Annotated in this window: 16 protein-coding genes; 7 read left to right on the plus strand and 9 right to left on the minus strand. The window is 72.3% G+C overall.

What is annotated here, in order from left to right:
* Positions 1-59 precede the first annotated feature (59 nt).
* The 4 genes from ACQP09_RS29915 to ACQP09_RS29930 form a co-directional block, all read right to left on the minus strand.
* Positions 60-1,616, minus strand: a complete 1,557-nt coding sequence (locus ACQP09_RS29915; RefSeq protein ID WP_433405288.1) for a peptidoglycan-binding protein — start codon at positions 1,614-1,616, stop codon at positions 60-62.
* A gap of 261 nt (positions 1,617-1,877) precedes the next feature.
* A complete protein-coding gene (locus ACQP09_RS29920; RefSeq protein ID WP_433405291.1) occupies positions 1,878-2,609 on the minus strand; it encodes a nitroreductase family protein in 732 nt (243 codons plus the stop codon).
* Between the two features lie 53 nt (positions 2,610-2,662).
* Entirely contained in the window at positions 2,663-3,376 is a 714-nt protein-coding gene (locus tag ACQP09_RS29925) for a GOLPH3/VPS74 family protein (protein WP_433405292.1), read from the minus strand.
* 86 nt (positions 3,377-3,462) lie between these two features.
* Positions 3,463-3,897, minus strand: a complete 435-nt coding sequence (locus tag ACQP09_RS29930; RefSeq protein WP_433405295.1) for a nitroreductase family deazaflavin-dependent oxidoreductase — start codon at positions 3,895-3,897, stop codon at positions 3,463-3,465.
* 239 nt (positions 3,898-4,136) lie between these two features.
* Here ACQP09_RS29930 and ACQP09_RS29935 point away from each other — a divergent pair, with 239 nt between their 5' ends.
* From ACQP09_RS29935 to ACQP09_RS29945, 3 genes are read left to right on the plus strand one after another with little or no spacing between them, the layout of a single operon-like run.
* Complete coding sequence (locus ACQP09_RS29935) at positions 4,137-4,370, plus strand: acyl carrier protein (protein ID WP_093686543.1); 234 nt, start codon at positions 4,137-4,139, stop codon at positions 4,368-4,370.
* On the plus strand, positions 4,367-5,641 hold the full coding sequence (locus ACQP09_RS29940; RefSeq protein ID WP_433405298.1) for a beta-ketoacyl-[acyl-carrier-protein] synthase family protein: 1,275 nt from the start codon (positions 4,367-4,369) through the stop codon (positions 5,639-5,641). The genes ACQP09_RS29935 and ACQP09_RS29940 overlap by 4 nt, the downstream gene beginning before the upstream one ends.
* A 24-nt stretch (positions 5,642-5,665) precedes the next feature.
* The gene (locus ACQP09_RS29945) at positions 5,666-6,616 is read left to right on the plus strand and encodes an alpha/beta fold hydrolase (RefSeq protein ID WP_433405301.1); all 951 of its coding nucleotides are present in this window, start codon (positions 5,666-5,668) and stop codon (positions 6,614-6,616) included.
* Positions 6,617-6,680: 64 nt separating this feature from the next.
* Here ACQP09_RS29945 and ACQP09_RS29950 read toward each other — a convergent pair whose 3' ends face one another.
* The 3 genes from ACQP09_RS29950 to ACQP09_RS29960 form a co-directional block, all read right to left on the minus strand.
* The gene (locus ACQP09_RS29950) at positions 6,681-9,089 is read right to left on the minus strand and encodes an endonuclease/exonuclease/phosphatase family protein (RefSeq protein ID WP_433405304.1); all 2,409 of its coding nucleotides are present in this window, start codon (positions 9,087-9,089) and stop codon (positions 6,681-6,683) included.
* 190 nt (positions 9,090-9,279) lie between these two features.
* Entirely contained in the window at positions 9,280-10,359 is a 1,080-nt protein-coding gene (locus ACQP09_RS29955; RefSeq protein ID WP_433405306.1) for a glycoside hydrolase family 5 protein, read from the minus strand.
* A 159-nt stretch (positions 10,360-10,518) separates the two neighbouring features.
* Positions 10,519-10,914 (minus strand): VOC family protein, encoded by a 396-nt coding sequence (locus ACQP09_RS29960; protein ID WP_433405308.1) that lies wholly within the window; start codon positions 10,912-10,914, stop codon positions 10,519-10,521.
* Between the two features lie 89 nt (positions 10,915-11,003).
* Here ACQP09_RS29960 and ACQP09_RS29965 point away from each other — a divergent pair, with 89 nt between their 5' ends.
* Together ACQP09_RS29965 and ACQP09_RS29970 are read left to right on the plus strand one after the other, a co-directional pair.
* Positions 11,004-12,503, plus strand: coding sequence for an MFS transporter (locus ACQP09_RS29965; protein ID WP_433405311.1), 1,500 nt, complete (start codon positions 11,004-11,006; stop codon positions 12,501-12,503).
* Entirely contained in the window at positions 12,500-13,549 is a 1,050-nt protein-coding gene (locus tag ACQP09_RS29970; RefSeq protein ID WP_433405314.1) for a glutathione S-transferase family protein, read from the plus strand. Before ACQP09_RS29965 ends, ACQP09_RS29970 begins: the two co-directional genes overlap by 4 nt.
* A gap of 12 nt (positions 13,550-13,561) precedes the next feature.
* Here the strand turns inward: ACQP09_RS29970 and ACQP09_RS29975 are convergent, their stop codons facing one another.
* Positions 13,562-14,443, minus strand: a complete 882-nt coding sequence (locus tag ACQP09_RS29975) for a DMT family transporter (RefSeq protein WP_433405316.1) — start codon at positions 14,441-14,443, stop codon at positions 13,562-13,564.
* A 102-nt stretch (positions 14,444-14,545) separates the two neighbouring features.
* Positions 14,546-15,391 (minus strand): response regulator transcription factor, encoded by an 846-nt coding sequence (locus tag ACQP09_RS29980; protein ID WP_433406808.1) that lies wholly within the window; start codon positions 15,389-15,391, stop codon positions 14,546-14,548.
* Between the two features lie 133 nt (positions 15,392-15,524).
* Here ACQP09_RS29980 and ACQP09_RS29985 point away from each other — a divergent pair, with 133 nt between their 5' ends.
* Entirely contained in the window at positions 15,525-17,201 is a 1,677-nt protein-coding gene (locus tag ACQP09_RS29985; protein ID WP_433405319.1) for an AMP-binding protein, read from the plus strand.
* A complete protein-coding gene (locus ACQP09_RS29990) occupies positions 17,198-18,808 on the plus strand; it encodes an AMP-binding protein (RefSeq protein ID WP_433405322.1) in 1,611 nt (536 codons plus the stop codon). The genes ACQP09_RS29985 and ACQP09_RS29990 overlap by 4 nt, the downstream gene beginning before the upstream one ends.
* Positions 18,809-18,820: the final 12 nt, after the last annotated feature.

Below are 18,820 nucleotides of genomic sequence, written 5' to 3' on the forward strand. Positions count from 1 at the left end.
GTGGTCCCGCACCTCCGGAGGTGCGGGACCACGCGCGTAGATGCGGTGCGCGATGCGGCTCAGCGACCCGCCTGCAGTGCCCCCCACGTCGCCGGGCCGACCTTGCCGTCGACGCTCAGGCCGCGGCTGGACTGGTACGTGCGGACCGCGCTCTCCGTCGTCGGGCCGAAGCTCCCGTCGACGCCCACCGTGGTGCCGAGCGCCGCCGTCAGCGAGCGCTGGAGGCGCTTCACCGCGTCGCCGGAGCCGCCCCGGGCCAGGGCGGGGGTGGTGCCCGCGGAGAGCAGCGCCGTCCAGGTCTTCGGGCCCACCGCGCCGTCGGCGGTGAGGGAGCGGGCGCGCTGGAAGGCCTGGGTGGCGCTCTTGGTGGCCGGGCCGAACAGGCCGTCCGCCGAGCCCGCCGCGTACCCCTGGGCGTTGAGCAGCTGCTGGACCGCCTTCACCTGCGGGCCGGAGGAGCCCGACTGCTGGACCGCGTACGAGGGGAAGGTCAGGCTGTCGCCGGGGGTGCCGGGGCTGCCGCCGACCAGCTGCATGTAGTAGTTCCAGTCCCAGTGCTTCCCGGGGTCGGTGTGGTCGTTGCCGGGCACCTCGCTGTGGCCGACGATGTGCGTCCGGTTCTTCGGGATGCTGTAGCGCGCGGCGAGGTGGGAGGTCAGCGCGGCGGAGGAGCGGTACATCGCGTCGGTGAACCAGGCCGGGTTGTCGACCCACCCCTCGTGCTCCAGGCCGATGGAGGAGGCGTTGGCGCTGCGGGCGTGCCAGGCGGTGTTGGCGTCGCGGACCGTCTGGGTGATCTCGCCGTCCGAGGAGCGGATCACGTAGTGGGCGCTGACCTGGGACGCCGGGTTCTGGAACCAGCTGATGGAACCGGCGTACGAGCCCTGCGTGACATGGACGACCACCTTGCTGACGGCCGCGGTCCGGCCGGTGGCGTAGTTCTGCGAGGAGGCGGGGACCCAGAGCGCCGACGGGTAGTCGGGGCTCTGCGCGTAGACCCCGGCGGCGGCGACTTCGTCCTTGTCCGGGGCGACCGGGCGGGAGGGGACCCGGACCTTCTCGCCGCCGGGCGCCGTCGCGGTCAGGCCCTGGGCGAGGAAGGTGAAGACGGTGTCCGCGTAGAGCGCCGCGGCCGGGCCCTCCGCCTCGCTGTACCGGGCGACCGCCGGGTACCAGGCGTTCACGTCGCGCCGCTCCGCGCGGTCCAGGCCGAGGCGGTCGGCGTGGTCGCGCAGGACGGCCGCGCCGCCGAGGATGTTGGCCGCGGTGTCCCGGCGCAGCCGGTCGGCCGGTTCGCCGGTGAGCGCGGCGGCCTTCTCCAGGGACCGGTTCCCGGGGTTGCTGGCCAGGTGCATCACGCCGTAGCCGTTCGCCTGGCTCGGCTGTCCCGCGTGGCCGTCGAGCCGGCTCTCGCCGTAACCGACGGCGGCCAGCAGATCGCGCGGTACGCCGTACTCCTGCGCCGCCCGGTCGAAGGCGCGGTTCAGCGGGTCGGCGGCGGCCGGTGCGGGGGCGGCGGTCGCGGGCTGGCCGGTGGCGACCAGGGCCGTGACGGTGAGGGCCGCGAGGACGGACGCGCGCGCCCGGGTGCGGGCCGCGACGGGACTTCTGGGCATGGGTGCTCCTGCTCTGTGGGGAACCTGTGGGGAAATCCGCGGGAGGAGAAGAGAGAAGCCCCCGGCCCGGGTGAAGGACGCAAGGGGCTGCGAGCGCACCCAGGCTAGCGAGGTGAGAAGGGCATGACAATGACGGCCGAGTTGTGGCGTGTCACGCAACTGGCCTGAAAAATAAGGGAGTTGACGGGCAATTAGGGCCTGTCGGGTGACGAGGGGAATCACCCGACAGGGGAGGCGATGGGCCGATCGGCCCCGCCCTCGCTACCAGCGGTTCCGGTGGATGACGTCCGCCACCGGGCGGCGCCGGACCGGTCCGAAGTTGCCCTGCGGCCACCCCACCGGAACGGCGGCGAACGTCGCCATGTCCTCCGGGATGCCCAGCTCCTGCTTCCACTCCTGCTCCAGGAACAGGTGCCAGATGGTGATGTTCGCCGCGAGGCCGAGGCCCCGTGCCGCGAGCAGCAGGTTCTGGACGCCCGGGTAGACGCAGGAACCTTCCGCCAGCGCCTGGAACCGCGTCTGAGAGGCCATCATCCGCGCGCTCGCCTCCGGGCCGAGCGCCTGCGCGGAGGCGATCAGGCCCTCCTCGTCGAGCTGCGGCTCCGGGAAGCGGTAGCACGGCACGATCAGCGCGGGCGTGTCGGCGAAGTGGTCGCGCTGGTACTCGATCGCCGCCACCATCCGCCCGTACGCCGCTCCGTCCATGCCCTTCGGCGCGTACTTCCCGGTCGTCGCCAGGTACGAGTCCACGCACCGCTTCCACAGCGGTGCGAGCCGGGCCATCACCTCGCGGTCGGTCACCACGACGTACTCGTAACACTGCATGTTGCCGCCGCTGGGACCCCAGACGGCGGCCTGTACGAGCTGCTCGATCGTCTCGTCCGGAACGGCGTCCGGCTTGAGGCGGCGCATGGCGCGCATGGTGGACATGGTGTCGAAGAGAGCGGGGCCGCCGAGGGCGGACGGGCCGGCCTGAACCGTTTCGATGGTCATGATCGCGGAGTCTAGGCAGAACTCCCGGCTCATGGCAGGGGGGTGTCCGCCCGTCAGGGGCCGCGCCAGAGGTTGGCGAACGCCGTGTTCTCGATCGTGCGCCGCTGGCGTACCGCTTCCAGCTCCATCACCGCGTCGTGTACGGCCGTCACCACCGCCGTCACCGCGTCGTCGTTGAAACCGGGTTCGTCGAGACCGGGTACGTCGAGACCGGGTTCGTCGGCGCCGGCCTCGTCGTCGGGCCGTCCTGCCTTACCCTCCGGTCGTCCGGTCTCGCCCTCCGGCCGTCCGGCCGCGTCGTCGGACCGTCCGCCCCCGGCACCCACCACGGAGGCCAGGGCCGCCAGGACGGGCTCCCCCTGCTCCCAGCGCTCGGCCGCCGCACGGCGGGCCGGGGTGTCGGCCGGCTCCACGCGCTCCGAGCCGAAGGGCAGCCGGCCGCTCCGCTTACGGGTCAGCTCACCGTTCTCCTCCAGCGCGGCCTGATAGGCGGCGGAGAGGTCCCGGCCCCGGCGCCACAGCCAGTCCTCGATCCGCTCATGGGGCGGCTGCCGGGTCAGGAGCGCCGAGGCCTCGCCGAGGAGCCGGTCCTCGTACGTCGACGGCTCGCCGGGCACGATGACGTCGTCGTCCACGGTGATGGCGCCCGCGTCGATCAGATCGACCAGCTCGGCCCCCGCGAGGGCGAGCGACAGATCGCCCTGCCCCACGGAATGCTCCGGCCTCGGATCCATGGCGATGATGAACAGGTCTTTCGCCGTGGTCATGAACGGCTCCTCTCGGAACGTCGTACAGGGAACGTCGTACAGGAAATGACTTACAGGAACGTCTTCGCCCGGGCCGCCGAGCCCGGTCAGTGCCTCGTCAGCCGGACCACCGGGATGTCCCGCGCGGTGCCCGCCTGGTACTGCGCATAGCGCGGAAACAGCTCCACCAGCCCCGGCCAGACCCGGGCCTTCTCCTCGGCCGGGAGCGTCGCCGCGACGGCCGCGAAGCGCTCGGTCCCGACCCGGAGCCGGACCTCGGGGTCCGCCTGAAGGTTCAGGTACCAGAGCGGCGGGCGGTCCGAGCCGCCGTTGGAGGCCACGATCAGGTAGTCCTCGCCGTCCCGCCCGTACATCAGCACCGTCCGCCGGAGAACCCCGCTGCGCCGCCCCACGTAGTCCAGCAGCAGACAGGGGACGCCGAGCTGGGTCGTGCCCTTCGTGCCGCCGGACGACTCGTACAGCTCGGCCTGCCGGGCCACCCAGCCGGTGGGGCTGACCTCGGCCTCCGCTTCCTCCGCCATGTGCCGTTCCTTCCGCTCGTACGGTCCGTCCGTCCATCCTGCACCCCCGCCCGGCCGTACCGGCGGATTCGTACACCTGGACAGAGCTCCCACCGCACGGGGGAACGGGGGCCGGGAACCCCTCGGTGAAGGCGTATAAAGGGTCCTTCCGGAGCAGCCGGCGTCCCCCGATGGCCCCTCCCCACCTCGTCCCCAAACGCGCGGCCGGCGTCACCGCGTCACTGAGCCCAGGAGCGCCAATGACCACCTCGGAAGAGATCAGCGCCCTGCTGGTGGCGAAGTTCGGAACCGACCCCGAGGCCCTGCGGCCCGACGTTCCGCTCCACCGGCTGCGGCTGGACTCCCTCGCCCTGGAGGAGCTGCGGCTGCTCATCGAGGACCGGCTGGACGTCGACCTGGAGGACGTCGCGCTCACCTCGCGCGACACCCTCGGCCGGCTGATCGAGGTCGTCCACGTGAAGGCCACCGCGTGAGCGCCCCGGCGGCCCCCGCGACCGGGCCCTACCGCCGCCCGCCGCTCGCGCCGTTCGCCGCCGCCGTCACCGGGGTCGGCCTGGTCACCGCCGCCGGTACGGGCGTGGACGCCACCTGGCGCGGCGTCACCGAGCGCCTCACGCCCTCCGTCGGTCCGCGGCCCGAACTCGACGGCCTGCCCTGCGACTTCTTCTACTCCGTCACCGACTGCGACCCGCGCGAGCTGCTCGGCGTGGCCGCCCAGCGGCTGATGGACCGCTTCGCCCAGCTCGCCGTCATCGCGGCCCGCGAGGCGATCGCGGACGCCGGACTCGACCCGACGGTCTGGGACAGCGGACGGGTCGGCATCGTCATCGGCTCGGCCCACGGCGGGCTCGCCTTCTACGACGAGCAGCACGCCGTCCTCGCCGAGCGCGGCGCCCGCCGGGTCTCGCCGAAGCTCGCGCCCCTCAGCGTCGTCAACGGCGCGGCCAGCAGCGTCAGTCTGGACCTCGGCGTGCGGGGCCCCAGCCAGGCCGTCTCCACCGCCTGCTCCTCCGGCACCGTCGCCATCGGCACCGCCCACCAGATGCTCCGCTCCGGCGCCTGCGACATCGTCATCGCGGGCGGCGCCGAATCCACCTGCACCCGGCTGCTGATCGCCAGCGCGTGCAGCCTCAAGGCCGTCTCCACCCGCCGCGAGGACCCCACGGCCGCCTGCCGCCCCTTCGACACCCACCGCGACGGCTTCGTCGTCGGCGAGGGCGCCGGCCTCCTCGTCCTGGAACACCCCGACCACGCCCGCGCCCGCGGCGCCACCGTCCGGGCCCACGTCAGCGGCTACGGAGCCTCCAGCGACGCCCACTCCGCCGTCGCCCCGGACCCCGAAGGGCTCGGCATCGAACGCGCCCTGCGCACCGCCCTCGCCGACGCCGGGCTCTCCCCGGCCGACGTCGGACACGTCAACGCGCACGGCACCTCCACGCTCTCCAACGACCTCATCGAGGCGACCATGCTCCGCCGCGTCCTCGGCGAGAGCCCGCTGGTCACCTCCACCAAGGCGATGACCGGCCACACCCTCGGGGCGGCCGGCGGCATCGAGGCCGCGCTGACCGTCCTGGCCCTCCAGCACCAACTGGTCCCGCCCACGGTCAACTTGGACGCGCCCGACCCGCAGATCCCGATGGAGGTCGTCGCCAAGGAGGCCCGCGCCGCCTCGTTCGGCTGCGCGGTCAAGACCTCGCTCGGATTCGGCGGCCACAACGCGGCGCTCGTCCTCACCAGGGCCTGACCGGAAGGGAGTTGGGCGACCACCATGCCCGAGGAGATCATCCGTACGCTGTCCGTGGACGGAGTGCGTTACGGCTACCGCGTCCTGCGTCACGACCGCGGCGGCGGCACCGCCCCCGTCACCGAACCGGCACTCGTCCTCGGCGGCGCCCTCCAGGGCATGTACGGCTGGCCGCAGATGGACGACCACCTCGGCCCGGCCGCCGACGTGGTCACCGCCGACCTGCCCGGCATGGGCTCCGCCGACCCGCTCCCACCCGGCCCCAGCGCCGACATCCTGCGCCGCGCGGTCCTGGCGATCGCCGACGACCTCGGCGCCCCCCGCCTGAACCTCTTCGGCTTCTCCTACGGCACCGCCATCGCCTTCGGCTTCGCGCAACGGCACCCCGAGCGGGTCGCCCGGCTCGCTCTCGGCGGCGTACCGGTCCACATCGACGAGGCCCAGGTGGACTGCTGGGAGCGGGCCCGGGAGCTGCTGGCCGACGGTGACCTGGACGGCTTCGCGGCGCTGGCCGCCGATGCGTTGATGTGCCTCGATCCCGAACGGGCCGTACATCGCCGGGAGTTGGCCCGCCGCTATGTGCGCCGCTCGTTCCTGCACGCGCTGACCCACTCGCCGCACGCGGCGGACTCGCTCTACCGGGCGCTGGCGGACCGGCCGGACTTCTCCGGCGGGCTGAGCGGCGTACCGGCGCTGGTCTTCGCCGGGGAGCACGACACGGTGACCTCGCCCGCGCGGCAACGGGAGTTCGCGGCGACGATCGACGGCAGCCGGTTCCTGACGGTGCCGGAGTCCGACCACTGGGTGGTCCTGGAACGGGCCGTGGAGGTGGCGGAGTTGGTGTCGCGGTTCTTCACGGAGCCGGAGCCGGAGCGGGAGTTGGAGCTGGAGCGGGAGCCGGAGCGGCCTCGGGAGACGGAAGCCGGTCCGGTCGTGCTGCCCCGGCAGGCGGGTGCCCCGGTGGGACGGAGCTGAGAGCCGGCCCCACCGGGTGCACCGGTGAGCCGGACCTGATGGCCCGTCCCACCGGCGCTCGGCCTCAGAACCAGAAGCCGTCGACCTTCACCCGCACCACCTGCGGGTCGTGGTCGCTCGCCTGGTCGGCGAACTCCGCGTTGATGTGCACCACGTCGTAGTCGAAGCGCCGGATGCCCGGGCTCGTCAGGATGTGGTCCAGCGTCTGCGAGTTGCCGTCGAAGACATAGCTGTACCGCTCGGAGGCGGGCAGCGTCGTGATCAGCGGCTTGAGCACCCTGCCCTTGGTCAGCGCCGTGAACGTCGGGGAGAACTCGAAGTCGTTGAAGTCCCCGAGCGCCACCACCCGCGCCGACCTGTCCGCCTTCAGCAGCGAGGTGACGAAGGCGTTCACCTCGGCGGCCTGCTGGATCCGCTTCGTCTCCGACGAGCGGTTCGGCTCCTGGTAGCGGCCGTGCAGCGGCTGGTCACCGCCCTTGGAACCGAAGTGGTTGCCGATGACGAAGACCGGCTTGCCCCGGAAGGTGAACTCGCCCACCAGCGGCTTGCGGCTGGCCTCCCACGCCGGGCTCGCCGGGTTGATCCGGCCGGGCGACACGGAGAGCTTCGCGCCCTTCCAGGTCTTCACCGCCGCCACCGGAGTGGTGGCGTCGCCGCCCGGCCGGTCGGCGAAGGAGACCCGCTGGGCGTTGTAGAGGAAGACGTTACGGATGTTGCCGCCGGGCTCGCCGCCGTCCTTGTTGTTCTCCGGCGCGATGTAGCGCCAGGTGTAGCGCGGGCCGCCCTGGGCGACGATCGCGTCCGTGAACCGCTTCAGCGTCGCCTCGGAGCCCACCGTGCCGTCGTTGACCGGCCCGTTGTCGTCCTGGATCTCCTCCAGCGAGACGATGTCGGGGGAGGACAGGTTCTTCGCGATGCCCTCGGCCAGCGTGTCGAACTTGGCCTGCGGGTCGGCCGCGTCCAGGTTCTCCACGTTGTACGTGGCGACCGCCAGCTCGTCCTTCTTCTGCTTGCGCGTCACCTCGCGCCGCAGCTTCTTGTCGACGAGCGTGCCCAGCTCGGTGGCCTGCACGTTGTAGCCGCCGTAACTGGCGTAGTCGAGTACGCCGGTGGTGCGGCCCTTCAGCACGTCACCCACGTTCGCCGTCGGGACCGGCTGCGCCGGGTCGAGCGACATCACCTTGAGGCGGCCGGTGTTCTGGTCCGTGTACGAGGCGTAGAGCGTGCCGCCGCGCCGCGTCGGGTTCTCCTTCGGCTTGACCGTCACCCAGATCTCGTCGTACGCCGTCGTCGCCCCGGTCACCCGGGTGTCGGCGATCCGGACCCGGACGCCCTCCAGGGACTCGTACAGGTCCAAGGCGTACCGCTTCGGCTCCAGCGGCAGCGCGTCGATGGCGCCGCCGCCCGCCGAAGGCACGTAACGGCCGGGCACCGAACGGGAGTCGAGGATCACCGGCGCGGGCAGCGCGTTGCCGGAGGAGAGGACGGTGGTGCGCGGCGCGGTGATCTGCGTGATCGACTGGGTGCCGGTGCCCGGGTAGTACTCGGCGACCTTGCCGCTCACCAGGACCGCGTCGCCGACCTTCACGGCCGGTGCGGCCGAGCCGGTGTAGACGAAGAGGCCCTCGCTGGTGCGGGCGTCGCCGTCGGGCGCGGTGTCCTGGATCCAGAAGCCGCGCGAACCCGTGGCCCGTACGCCGGTGACGGTGCCCGGCACGCCGGTGACCGCCGTGCCGTCCAGCGGCGAGACACGGGTGGTGCCCTGGATGTCGTGGATCCGTACGGGACCGGGCTCGGTCGGGCCGGGCTCCTCCGGCTCCTGGCCGCCGCCGGACGTCTCGCCCGACGCGTTGACGGGGGTCGGTGCGGCGGCGGAGAAGTCGGCGGCGTTGTCGTCGGTGTCGGCGAGCGAGGCGGCCCGGTGGGCGGAGGCGGTGGCCGAGGCGGTGGGCGCCGGGCCGCTGCCCTCCCGGACGACCGCGGAACCGTAGCCGACCAGGTCCACGATCCGGGGCTCGGCAGCGCAGTCCGCCGCCGTCCTGCAGGTGAGCGGTGTGGTGCCGGAGACCAGGGCGACCGTGCCGCTTCCGGCGGCCATCGCGACGGTGCCGGTGGCGTCGGGGGTGGGCAGGGCGACGGTGCCGCCGGTGCCCGCCGCCTGAGCGACGAGGTAGCGGCCGCCGGGGGCGATCGCGCCGCTGAGCGCGGAGACCTGCCACTGCGAACCGGCCGACGGCGCGCCCGGCAGGTACTGGACGCTGAGGCCGCCGACCTCGAACGGCGTGGTGCCGGCGTTGGCCAGCTCGACGAAGTCCCGGGTCAGCGTCGCGCCGGAGTTGCCCCCGCCGCCGTACACCTCGGAGATCACCGCGGTGGTGGACGGGGCCGCCTGGGCGGCGGGCAGGGCGGTCACCGCGAGCGCCACGGCGACGGCACCGGTCAGCAGGACGGAACCGGATCTGGATATCTGCACGGAGGTGCCCCCAACGTAGGTCTGAGGGCCAAAAGCTATGCGCGTAGATGGGACATGACAAGGCGTTGGAGGTTAATTCCCCGCATCGTGCGCATGAGCGCCCGGTGCGGCGCGGTGGGGGAGTGCACCGCACCGGGCGCGGTACGGAGGGCCGCCCCGCCCTGTCGGGGGCGGACGGGGCGGGTCCGGCTTACTGGCGGATGCGGTCGCGGATCCAGACCCCGGCCTCCTTCAGGACCCCGGTTCCGGCCCAGGTGGAGCCGTTGCAGGTGCCGGTCTTGAAGACGGCACCGGAGCGGTGGTCGTCGGAGTAGTTCCAGTTGGTCCAGGAGATCTTCTTGCGCTTCATCAGGTCGAGGTAGCGCTGCGACATCGCGAAGTCGTTGGCGCCCTCGCCCGCGTAGTTCTGCGTCCCGAACTCCGTGACGAAGACGGGAAGTCGGTCGGAGGCCCGGTCCAGCGTGGCGAGGTACGCCTCGCGGTGCGACGCCGCGTAGAAGTGGAAGGTGTACATGATGTTCGAGGCGTGGACCGGGTTGTTGACGACCTCCGACTCGTTCGAGCCCTCCGACACCCCGAACGAGGACCAGGCGCGCGTCCCGACCAGCACCACCGCGTCCGGGTCCTGCGCCCGGATCACCGGGATGATCTGCTCGGAGTAGGACTTGATGGCCGACCAGCTCACCCCGGAGGGCTCGTTGGCGATCTCGTAGAGCACGCCCGGGTGGTCCTTGTACTTCTTGGCCATCGCGGTGAAGAAGGTCTTGGCCCGCGCGAGGTTCGCGTTCGGGTCGCCCGGCGTGAGCATGTGCCAGTCGATGACCGCGTACATCCCGCGCGCGTGCGCCGCGTCGATGAACTTCTGCGCCCGCGCGGTGAATCCGGCCGGGTCGGTCTCGTACCCGCCCTCCTGTACGTAGGTGGAGACGCGCAGTACGTCGGCGCGCCAGTCGGTGGCCAGCGCGTTGAGCGACCCGTCGGTCACGCACTGGGCGTACCACTGGGTGCCGTGGGTGCTCATGCCGTTGAGGGCGATGGCCTGGCCCGAGGCGTTGCAGAGCTGCAGGCCGCAGACGCGGAGCTGGCCGTTGGCCGCGAGAGGGGTGGCGGCGGTGGGGGCGGCGGGAGCGGGTGCGGCCCCTGCCCGGACGGGGGCCAGGAGTGCGGTGACCACGCCGAGCGCGGAGGCGGCGAGCAGGGCCTTGCGGGTGAACCGGCGCCGGCCGGCCGTGGGAGTGGGCTCGGTGGGGGGAGTGGTGCGCTGGTACATGGTGGTGCTCCCTTCGGATGGGGGTGGGAGACGCCATGGCGGCAGCACTGAAAGTAAAGCCTCCTTCCAATTGCCGTCAACACTGTTGGGAAACTTTCCTGTCTATTGCCGGACGCGAGTGAAGGGGCCCCGAAGAGCCCCTGTGCCTCCCGCCGTCGCTCAGTCCTGCGGCAGCGGATACACCGCCAGCGAGAACGAGTGGCCCGCCGGATCCCCGTACACGCGGACATCGCGCGGACCGCTGTTGCTGTCACCGGTGTCGACGGGCCTCGCCCCGAGCGAGATCGCCTCGCGCTCGGCCTCGTCGATGTCGTCACGGCCCACCAGGATCCGCAGGTGGGCCTGTTGCGAGTCCTCCGGGCGGGGCCAGCTCGGCGGTGCGTAGCCGTGGTCCCGGCGGATCGCCAGCCGGACGCCGTCGTTGCCGACGATCTCCACGAAGTCGGGGTCGGAGCCGATCCGTACCTCCGCGTCGAGCAGACCGGCGTAGAACTCGGCCAGCTCCATCGGTTCGGCGCAGTCAAGGACGAGGACGCTCGTTTTCTCCACAGTCATGCGGGAACAGGTACCCCCGGCCGTCCCGGACACGCCGTGCCCCGGACGTCCGGATGAGGAAACACCCGGCCCGTCCTAAGGTGCGAACCATGGCAGAGAGCCCGGCGCGACCCGGCCCGGAGGGACGCGACGCCGCCTCCGACGGCCCCGACCCCCGGCGCTGGAAGGCGCTGGCGGTCTGTCTGGTGGCGGGCTTCATGACCCTGCTGGACGTCTCCATCGTCAACGTGGCCCTCCCGTCCATCCGGGAGGGCCTGAACACGCCCGAGTCCGACCTCCAATGGGTGGTCTCCGGCTACGCGCTCGCCTTCGGCCTCTTCCTGATCCCGTCCGGCCGCCTCGGCGACGCGCGCGGCCGCCGGGCCGTCTTCATGGCGGGCCTCGCCCTCTTCACCCTGGCCTCCGCCGCCTGCGGAGCCGCCCAGTCCAGTCTGTGGCTGGTCATCGCCCGACTGGTCCAGGGCATCGCGGGCGGTCTGATCTCGCCGCAGATCTCCGCCCTGATCCAGCAGATGTTCTCCGGGCGCGAGCGCGGCCGCGCCTTCGGCATGTTCGGCACGGTCGTCGGCATCTCCACCGCCGTGGGCCCGCTGCTCGGCGGTCTGCTCATCCAGGCGGCGGGCCCCGAGCACGGCTGGCGGTGGGTCTTCTACGTCAACCTCCCGCTCGGTGCCGTCTGCCTCCTGCTCGCCCACCGCCTCCTCCCCGACACGCCCTCCGCCGGCCGGGTCCGGCCGCGCGACCTGGACCCGTTCGGCGTCCTGCTCCTCGGCGCCGGTGTGCTGGCCCTGCTGCTGCCGTTCGTCCAGGCCCAGCAGTGGCCCGGCAACGGCAAGTGGCTCCTGGTCGTGCTCGCCGCGGCGCTGCTCGGCGCCTTCGTCGCCTGGGAGGCACGGTGCACGGGCGGGCCCACCCATCCGGTCCTGGACCTCTCGCTGTTCCGGCTGCGCTCCTACTGGCTCGGATGCCTGCTGATCCTGCTCTACTTCGCCGGGTTCACCTCGATCTTCTTCGTCACCACCCTCTACCTCCAGTCGGGCCTGAACTACACCGCGCTCCAGGCCGGACTCGCCATCACCCCCTTCGCCCTCGGCTCCGGGGTTGCCGCGTCGATCGGCGGCCGGCTCGTCGGACGGTTCGGCCGCCCGCTGGTGGTGGCCGGACTCACCATGGTCGCCGTCGGCCTCGCCGGCACCGCGCTCGCCGTCCACTGGGTCCCGGGCAGCGGGGCCGGCTGGGCGATGGCCGGGCCACTGCTCCTGGCCGGGCTCGGCAGCGGGCTGGTGATCGCGCCGAACCAGACGCTGACCCTCGCCGAGGTCCCCGTACACCGGGCCGGAAGCGCCGGCGGCACGCTCCAGACCGGGCAGCGGGTCGGCTCGGCGGTCGGGATCGCGGCCGTCGGCGCGGTGTTCTTCGCGCAGGTCGGGACGGAGGGGTGGGCGGACGCGTACGACCACGGGCTGATCGTCTCCGTCGCCTTCGTGCTGGCCGCACTGATCGTGGCGCTGGCCGATGTCGGAGCCGACCGACGGGGCAGACGACGAGAGCACAAGGAATCCACCGACCCATCGAGGAGCACGGCATGAGCGACACCGGTACGGAGACCACGAGGGACAGCGCCGGGAGCGACGGCAACACCTCCTACGGCCACAAGCCGTTCAAGCGGTCCCGCAGCCACTTCGCCGACCGCATCACCGCCGACGGCCGCGACGGATGGCCCGTCGAGCCGGGCCGCTACCGGCTCGTCGTCAGCCGCGCCTGCCCCTGGGCCAGCCGCGCCCTGGTCTCCCGCCGCCTGCTCGGCCTGGAGGACGCGCTCTCCCTCGCCGTCACCGACCCCCTCCAGGACGACCGCAGCTGGCGCTTCACGCTCGACCCGGACGGCAAGGACCCGGTGCTGGGCATCCGCTACCTGAGCGAGGCGTACGACGCCCGGGAGCACGACTACCCCGGCGGCGTCAGTGTGCCCGCGATCGTCGACGTACCGAGCGGACAGCTGGTCACCAACGACTACCAGCAGATCACGCTGGACCTGGCCACCGAGTGGACCGCCCTGCACCGCCCCGGCGCCCCCGACCTCCACCCGGAGCCGCTGCGCGCGGAGATCGACGAGGTGGTGGAGGGCATCTACCAGGACATCAACAACGGCGTCTACAAGGCCGGTTTCGCCAGCACCCAGGAGGATTACGCGAACGCCTACAAGGCACTCTTCGCCCGCCTCGACCAGGTCTCCGCCCGCCTCGCCGACCGGCGCTACCTGGTCGGTGACACCATCACCGAGGCCGACATCCGCCTCTTCACCACCCTGGTCCGCTTCGACGCGGTCTACCACGGCCACTTCAAGTGCAACCGTACGAAGATCACCGAGGACCCCGTCCTGTGGGCGTACATCCGCGACCTCTACCAGACCCCCGGGTTCGGCGACACGGTCGACTTCGACCACATCAAGCGCCACTACTACCAGGTGCATACGGGTATCAACCCGACCGGCATCGTCCCGCTCGGCCCCGACCTCTCCGGCTGGACCACTCCGCACCACCGCGAACAGCTCGGCGGCCGCCCCTTCGGCGACGGCACCCCGCCGGGACCCGTACGGGAGGACGAGCGGGTCACACCGGTCGACCAGGTCTGACCCGCGGCTCTCTCAGCCGACCCGGGGCGGGGGTGGCTGCGGCGCCAGCGTGTCGGTGGCCAGGGAGGAGCGGGCCAGCGCCACGCACCCCGCCGCGATCAGCCCCAGCCCGGCCAGCTCGGGCAGCAGCCACCAGCCGGTGCGCAGCTCCTCCTCGAAGAGCGTCACGCCGTACAGGATGCTGATCAGCGCGTCCCCGAGCGTCAGCATCGGCTGTACGGCCACCAAGGTCCCCGCGTGCAGCGCGTTCTGGAGCAGGAAGAGAGCACCGACCCCGGCGGCCGCCGTCGCGTACAGCTGCCAGGACGTCAGCAGCGCGACGGCCCCGCCGTCCGGGCCCAGATGCGCCATCGCGTCCTTCATCAGCGCCGCCGTCAGCGCATAGCCGCAGGCGGCGGCGAGCCCCAGCAGCGCCGCCCGGGCATTGCCGCGCACCCGCAGCGCTGCGACGATCAGCACCGCCTCGAACGCCCCGGTCAGCAGCAGCGTCGGCACCCAGTCCGCACCCCGCACGGAGTCCGTGCCGTCGACCGGCGCGGCCGACCCGAGCCCGATCGCCAGGCCGACGGTCACCGCGGCGACGCCGTACCAGACCGTACGCGGCGCCCGGACCCGCATCATCCAGCCGGCCAGCAGCAGCGTCGCGGGCAGCTCGATGACGAAGATCGGCTGCACCACCGAGATCGGCCCGGTCGCCAGCGCCACCGCCTGGCAGACGGCGGCCACGATCACCAGGACGATCCCGGCCAGCCACACCCGCTGGCGCACCAGATGGCCGATCAGGGAGAGGCGCATCGCCTCGCTGTCGGGCACCTTCATCGCCGCCCGGCGCTGGAGCACGGAGGCCGAACCGTTGCTCAGGGCGGTCAGGACGGCGAAGAGGACACTGATCACCGGTTCATCATGGGTCGGGCGGGGGAGGAGCGCGCGGGCGTGGGGCCGGTGGGCGTAACGCCGGTCCGCCGTCGTCGCGGACCGTACCCGTCCGGGCGCCGCTTACGGCAGCAGCCCCGCCCGGCGCGCCGCCACCACCGCCTCCAGCCGGGTGTGCGCCCCGAGCTTGCGCATCGCCGAGCGCAGATAGCCCTTCACCGTCTCCGGCCGCAGACCCAGTTGGCGGGCGGCCGCCGCGTTCGTCGCGCCCGCCGCCACGCAGGCCAGGACATCCACCTCGCGCGGCGCGAGCCGCACCTCCCGGGCCGCCGCCGGGACCCGCGCCCCGGACGCGGAGGCGAGGCGTCCGCAGACGGTCAGCAGCTCGTCGCGGAGCGCCGGGTCGGCCACGCGCGGCGCCAGCGCGCGCAGCTCCCGATGGGCCTCGCGTACGTCCTCCCAGGCGCCCGGGGCCGTACCGGGGCCGTCCACCTGCTCCCGGGTCAGGGCCAGCAGGCTGCGCACCTCGTCGCGGACGGCGAGCGCCTGCTCCACGTCACGGGCCGCCGCGACCGCCGCGTCGAACGTCCGGTCGCCGAGGCTCACCGGCGTACGCAGCGCCCCGTACAGCACGCCCCGCACCGCCCGCCGTACGACGACGGGCACCGCGACCACCGAGCGCAGCCCCTCCGCCGCCACCGCCGTGTCGTACTCGTGGCTGATGTGGCGCGAGGCGGGATAGTCCGTCACCGCGCAGGGCCGGGCCAGCGCGATGGCCTTGCCGCCGAGGCCGCTCCCGGCCGAGATGACCAGCCCGCGCAACGCGCTGGTCTGCGCCCCGTTCAGCTCGGCGATCCGCGCATGGCGGGCATCCGACAGCAGACCGCCGAAGACGACCGGCAGCCCGCTCGTCCGGCGCAGCCCGGCCAGCGCCGTCTGCATCTCGACCGCATCGACCGGTTCCGGCACTCCGACGCCTTCCCGCCCGGTCCGCGCCTCGCTCGCCGGAGGGAGGGCGCCACCCCCGTCCGGGGGTGGTGAGACCTGGGTCACTGTTTGCATGATGTCAATCGACCGGTCCGGTCCGCAACGAGGAGGGCATATGCCGGCAACGAGTGCGACGGAGACGTTCCGGGCCGCCCGGGACTTCCTGCTGGCCCACCGCGAGGAGTACGAGCGGGCGTACGCGGGATTCCGCTGGCCCCGGGCCGACCACTTCAACTGGGCACTCGACTGGTTCGACGTCATCGCCGAGGACAACGACCGCACCGCCCTGCACATCGTGGAGGAGGACGGCCGGCGCACCGAGGTCTCCTTCGCCGCCATGTCCGAGCGCTCCGACCGGACCGCCAACTGGCTGAAGGCGCAAGGCGTCCGCGAAGGTGACCGGATCCTGGTGATGCTCGGCAACCAGGTGGAGCTGTGGGAGACCGCGCTCGCCGCGATGAAGCTGCGTGCCGTGGTCATCCCCGCCACCCCGCTGCTCGGCCCCGCCGACCTGCGCGACCGGGTGGAGCGCGGGCGGGTGCGCCATGTGCTGGTGCGGGACGCGGACACCGCCAAGTTCGACGAGGTGCCAGGGGAGTTCACCCGGATCGCGGTGGGGGAGGAGGTGGCGGGCTGGCTGCCGTACGCCGAAGTGGCGGACGCCCCGGGCGACTTCACGCCGGACCGGCCGACGGAGGCCGACGAGCCGCTGATGCTGTACTTCACCTCCGGCACGACCGCCCGGCCGAAACTGGTCGAGCACACCCATGTGTCTTACCCCGTGGGCCACTTGGCGACCATGTACTGGACCGGGCTGCGGCCGGGCGACGTCCACCTCAACATCTCCTCGCCCGGTTGGGCCAAGCACGCCTGGTCCAACCTCTTCGCCCCGTGGACCGCCGAGGCCACCGTCTTCATCGTCAACTACACCCGCTTCGACGCCTCCCGCCTCATGGCCGAGATGGACCGCTCGGCCGTCACCAGCTTCTGCGCTCCGCCCACGGTCTGGCGGATGCTCATCCAGGCGGACCTGTCGCAGCTGAAGGTCCCGCCGCGCGAGGTCGTCGCGGCGGGCGAGCCGCTGAACCCGGAGGTCATCGAGACGGTCCGGCGCGCATGGGGTGTCACCGTCCGGGACGGGTTCGGCCAGACGGAGACCGCCGTCCAGGTCGCCAACACGCCCGGCCAGCTCCTCAAGGCCGGCTCCATGGGCCGCCCGAGCCCCGGCTTCACCGTGGAGCTGCTCGACCCGGTCACCGGCCGCCCCGGCGTGAGCGAGGGCGAGATCGCGCTCGACCTCTCCGACCACCCGGTCGGCCTGATGGCCGGCTACCACGGCGACCCGGAGCGTACGGCCGAGGCGATGGCCGGCGGCTACTACCGCACGGGCGACATCGGGTCGCGTGACGAGGACGGTTACCTGACGTACGTGGGCCGGAGCGACGACGTATTCAAGTCCTCGGACTACAAGATCTCGCCCTTCGAGCTGGAAAGCGCCCTCCTGGAGCACGAGGCGGTCGCCGAGGCCGCCGTCGTCCCCGCCCCCGACCCGCTGCGGCTCTCGGTCCCGAAGGCCTACGTCGTGCTGGCGGAGGGCTGGGAGCCGGGGCCGGAGACCGCGAAGGTCCTCTTCGCGCACTCACGGGCGGTGCTCGCCCCGTACAAACGGCTCCGCAGGCTGGAGTTCGCGGAGCTGCCCAAGACCGTCTCCGGCAAGATCCGCCGCATCGAGCTGCGCGAGCGCACCGCCCAAGGCACCGGCACCGAGTACGACGAGGGGGATCTCACGTGAGCGGCAGCCTGTCCTACGCACACGGCACCGGCACCACCGCGCTGCTCGGTGACACCATCGGCCGCAACCTGGACCGGACGATCGCCGCCCACGGGGAGCGCGAGGCGCTGGTCGACGTGGTCTCCGGCCGCCGCTGGACGTACGCGGAGTTCGGCGCCGACGTCGACGAGCTGGCCCGCGCCCTGATGGCGTCCGGCGTGGAGAAGGGCGACCGGGTCGGTATCTGGGCGGTGAACTGTCCCGAATGGGTGCTGCTCCAGTACGCCACCGCCCGCATCGGTGCCGTCATGGTCACCATCAACCCTGCTTACCGGGCACACGAGTTGGAGTTCGTCCTGAACCAGGCGGGCATCTCGCTGCTCGTCGCCTCCCTCGCCCACCGCACCAGCGACTACCGCGCCCTGGTCGGCCAGGTCCGCGCCAACTGCCCGTCCCTGCGGGCCGTCCACTACATCGGCGACCCGTCCTGGACCGAGCTGACCGCCACCGCCACAGCCGTCACCTCCGACCAACTGGCGTCCCGCGAGGCCGAACTGTCCTGCGACGACCCCATCAACATCCAGTACACCTCGGGCACCACCGGCTTCCCCAAGGGCGCCACGCTCTCCCACCACAACATCCTCAACAACGGTTATTCCGTCGGGGAGATGATCGCCTACACGGAAGCCGACCGGATCTGTCTGCCGGTGCCCTTCTACCACTGCTTCGGGATGGTGATGGGCAACCTCGCCGCCACCTCGCACGGTGCCTGCATGGTGATCCCGGGCCCGTCCTTCGAGCCCGCCGCCGTGCTGGCCGCCGTCCAGCAGGAGCGGTGCACCTCGCTCTACGGCGTCCCGACCATGTTCATCGCCGAACTGAACCTGCCGGACTTCGCCTCGTACGACCTGTCCTCGCTCCGCACCGGGATCATGGCCGGGTCGCCGTGTCCGGTCGAGGTGATGAAACGGGTGGTCGCCGAGATGCACATGGACGAGGTGTCCATCTGTTACGGCATGACGGAGACCTCGCCCGTCTCCACCCAGACCCGCCGCGACGACGACCTGGAGCGCCGCACCGGCACGGTGGGCCGGGTGCTGCCGCACATCGAGGTCAAGGTCGTCGACCCGGCGACCGGTGTGACCCTGCCGCGCGGTAGCGCGGGCGAACTCCGCACCCGGGGCTACAGCGTGATGCTCGGCTACTGGGACCAGCCCGACCGCACCGCCGAAGTGATCGACGCCGGCCGCTGGATGCACACCGGGGACCTCGCGGTGATGCGCGAGGACGGATACGTCCAGGTCGTCGGCCGGATCAAGGACATGATCATCCGGGGCGGGGAGAACGTGTATCCGAGGGAGATCGAGGAGTTCCTGCACGGCCATCCGAAGATCGCGGACGTCCAGGTGGTCGGTGTGCCGGACGCGCGGTACGGGGAGGAGATCCTGGCCTGCGTCATCGCCCGCGACCCGGCCGACCCGCCGGTCCTGGAGGAGATCACCGCGTACTGCCGGGAGCGGCTGGCCCACTACAAGATCCCGCGCAGGCTGCGGGTGCTGGACTCCTTCCCGATGACGGTGAGCGGGAAGGTCCGCAAGATCGAGCTGCGCGAGACGTACGCCGACTGAGGCCCGGACAGA

The sequence above is a fragment of the Streptomyces sp. CA-146814 genome, assembly GCF_050942385.1.
GTDB lineage: Bacteria > Actinomycetota > Actinomycetes > Streptomycetales > Streptomycetaceae > Streptomyces.

What these genes read in the sequence shown, in the direction of transcription:
- ACQP09_RS29930 (WP_433405295.1), bottom strand. Translation starts at nt 3,897, where the DNA reads ATGGCGGAGGAAGCGGAGGCCGAGGTCAGCCCCACCGGCTGGGTGGCC.
- ACQP09_RS29955 (WP_433405306.1), bottom strand. Translation starts at nt 10,359, where the DNA reads ATGTACCAGCGCACCACTCCCCCCACCGAGCCCACTCCCACGGCCGGC.
- ACQP09_RS29925 (WP_433405292.1), bottom strand. Translation starts at nt 3,376, where the DNA reads ATGACCACGGCGAAAGACCTGTTCATCATCGCCATGGATCCGAGGCCG.
- ACQP09_RS29985 (WP_433405319.1), top strand. Translation starts at nt 15,525, where the DNA reads ATGCCGGCAACGAGTGCGACGGAGACGTTCCGGGCCGCCCGGGACTTC.
- ACQP09_RS29945 (WP_433405301.1), top strand. Translation starts at nt 5,666, where the DNA reads ATGCCCGAGGAGATCATCCGTACGCTGTCCGTGGACGGAGTGCGTTAC.
- ACQP09_RS29935 (WP_093686543.1), top strand. Translation starts at nt 4,137, where the DNA reads ATGACCACCTCGGAAGAGATCAGCGCCCTGCTGGTGGCGAAGTTCGGA.
- ACQP09_RS29920 (WP_433405291.1), bottom strand. Translation starts at nt 2,609, where the DNA reads ATGACCATCGAAACGGTTCAGGCCGGCCCGTCCGCCCTCGGCGGCCCC.
- ACQP09_RS29965 (WP_433405311.1), top strand. Translation starts at nt 11,004, where the DNA reads ATGGCAGAGAGCCCGGCGCGACCCGGCCCGGAGGGACGCGACGCCGCC.
- ACQP09_RS29915 (WP_433405288.1), bottom strand. Translation starts at nt 1,616, where the DNA reads ATGCCCAGAAGTCCCGTCGCGGCCCGCACCCGGGCGCGCGCGTCCGTC.
- ACQP09_RS29960 (WP_433405308.1), bottom strand. Translation starts at nt 10,914, where the DNA reads ATGACTGTGGAGAAAACGAGCGTCCTCGTCCTTGACTGCGCCGAACCG.
- ACQP09_RS29970 (WP_433405314.1), top strand. Translation starts at nt 12,500, where the DNA reads ATGAGCGACACCGGTACGGAGACCACGAGGGACAGCGCCGGGAGCGAC.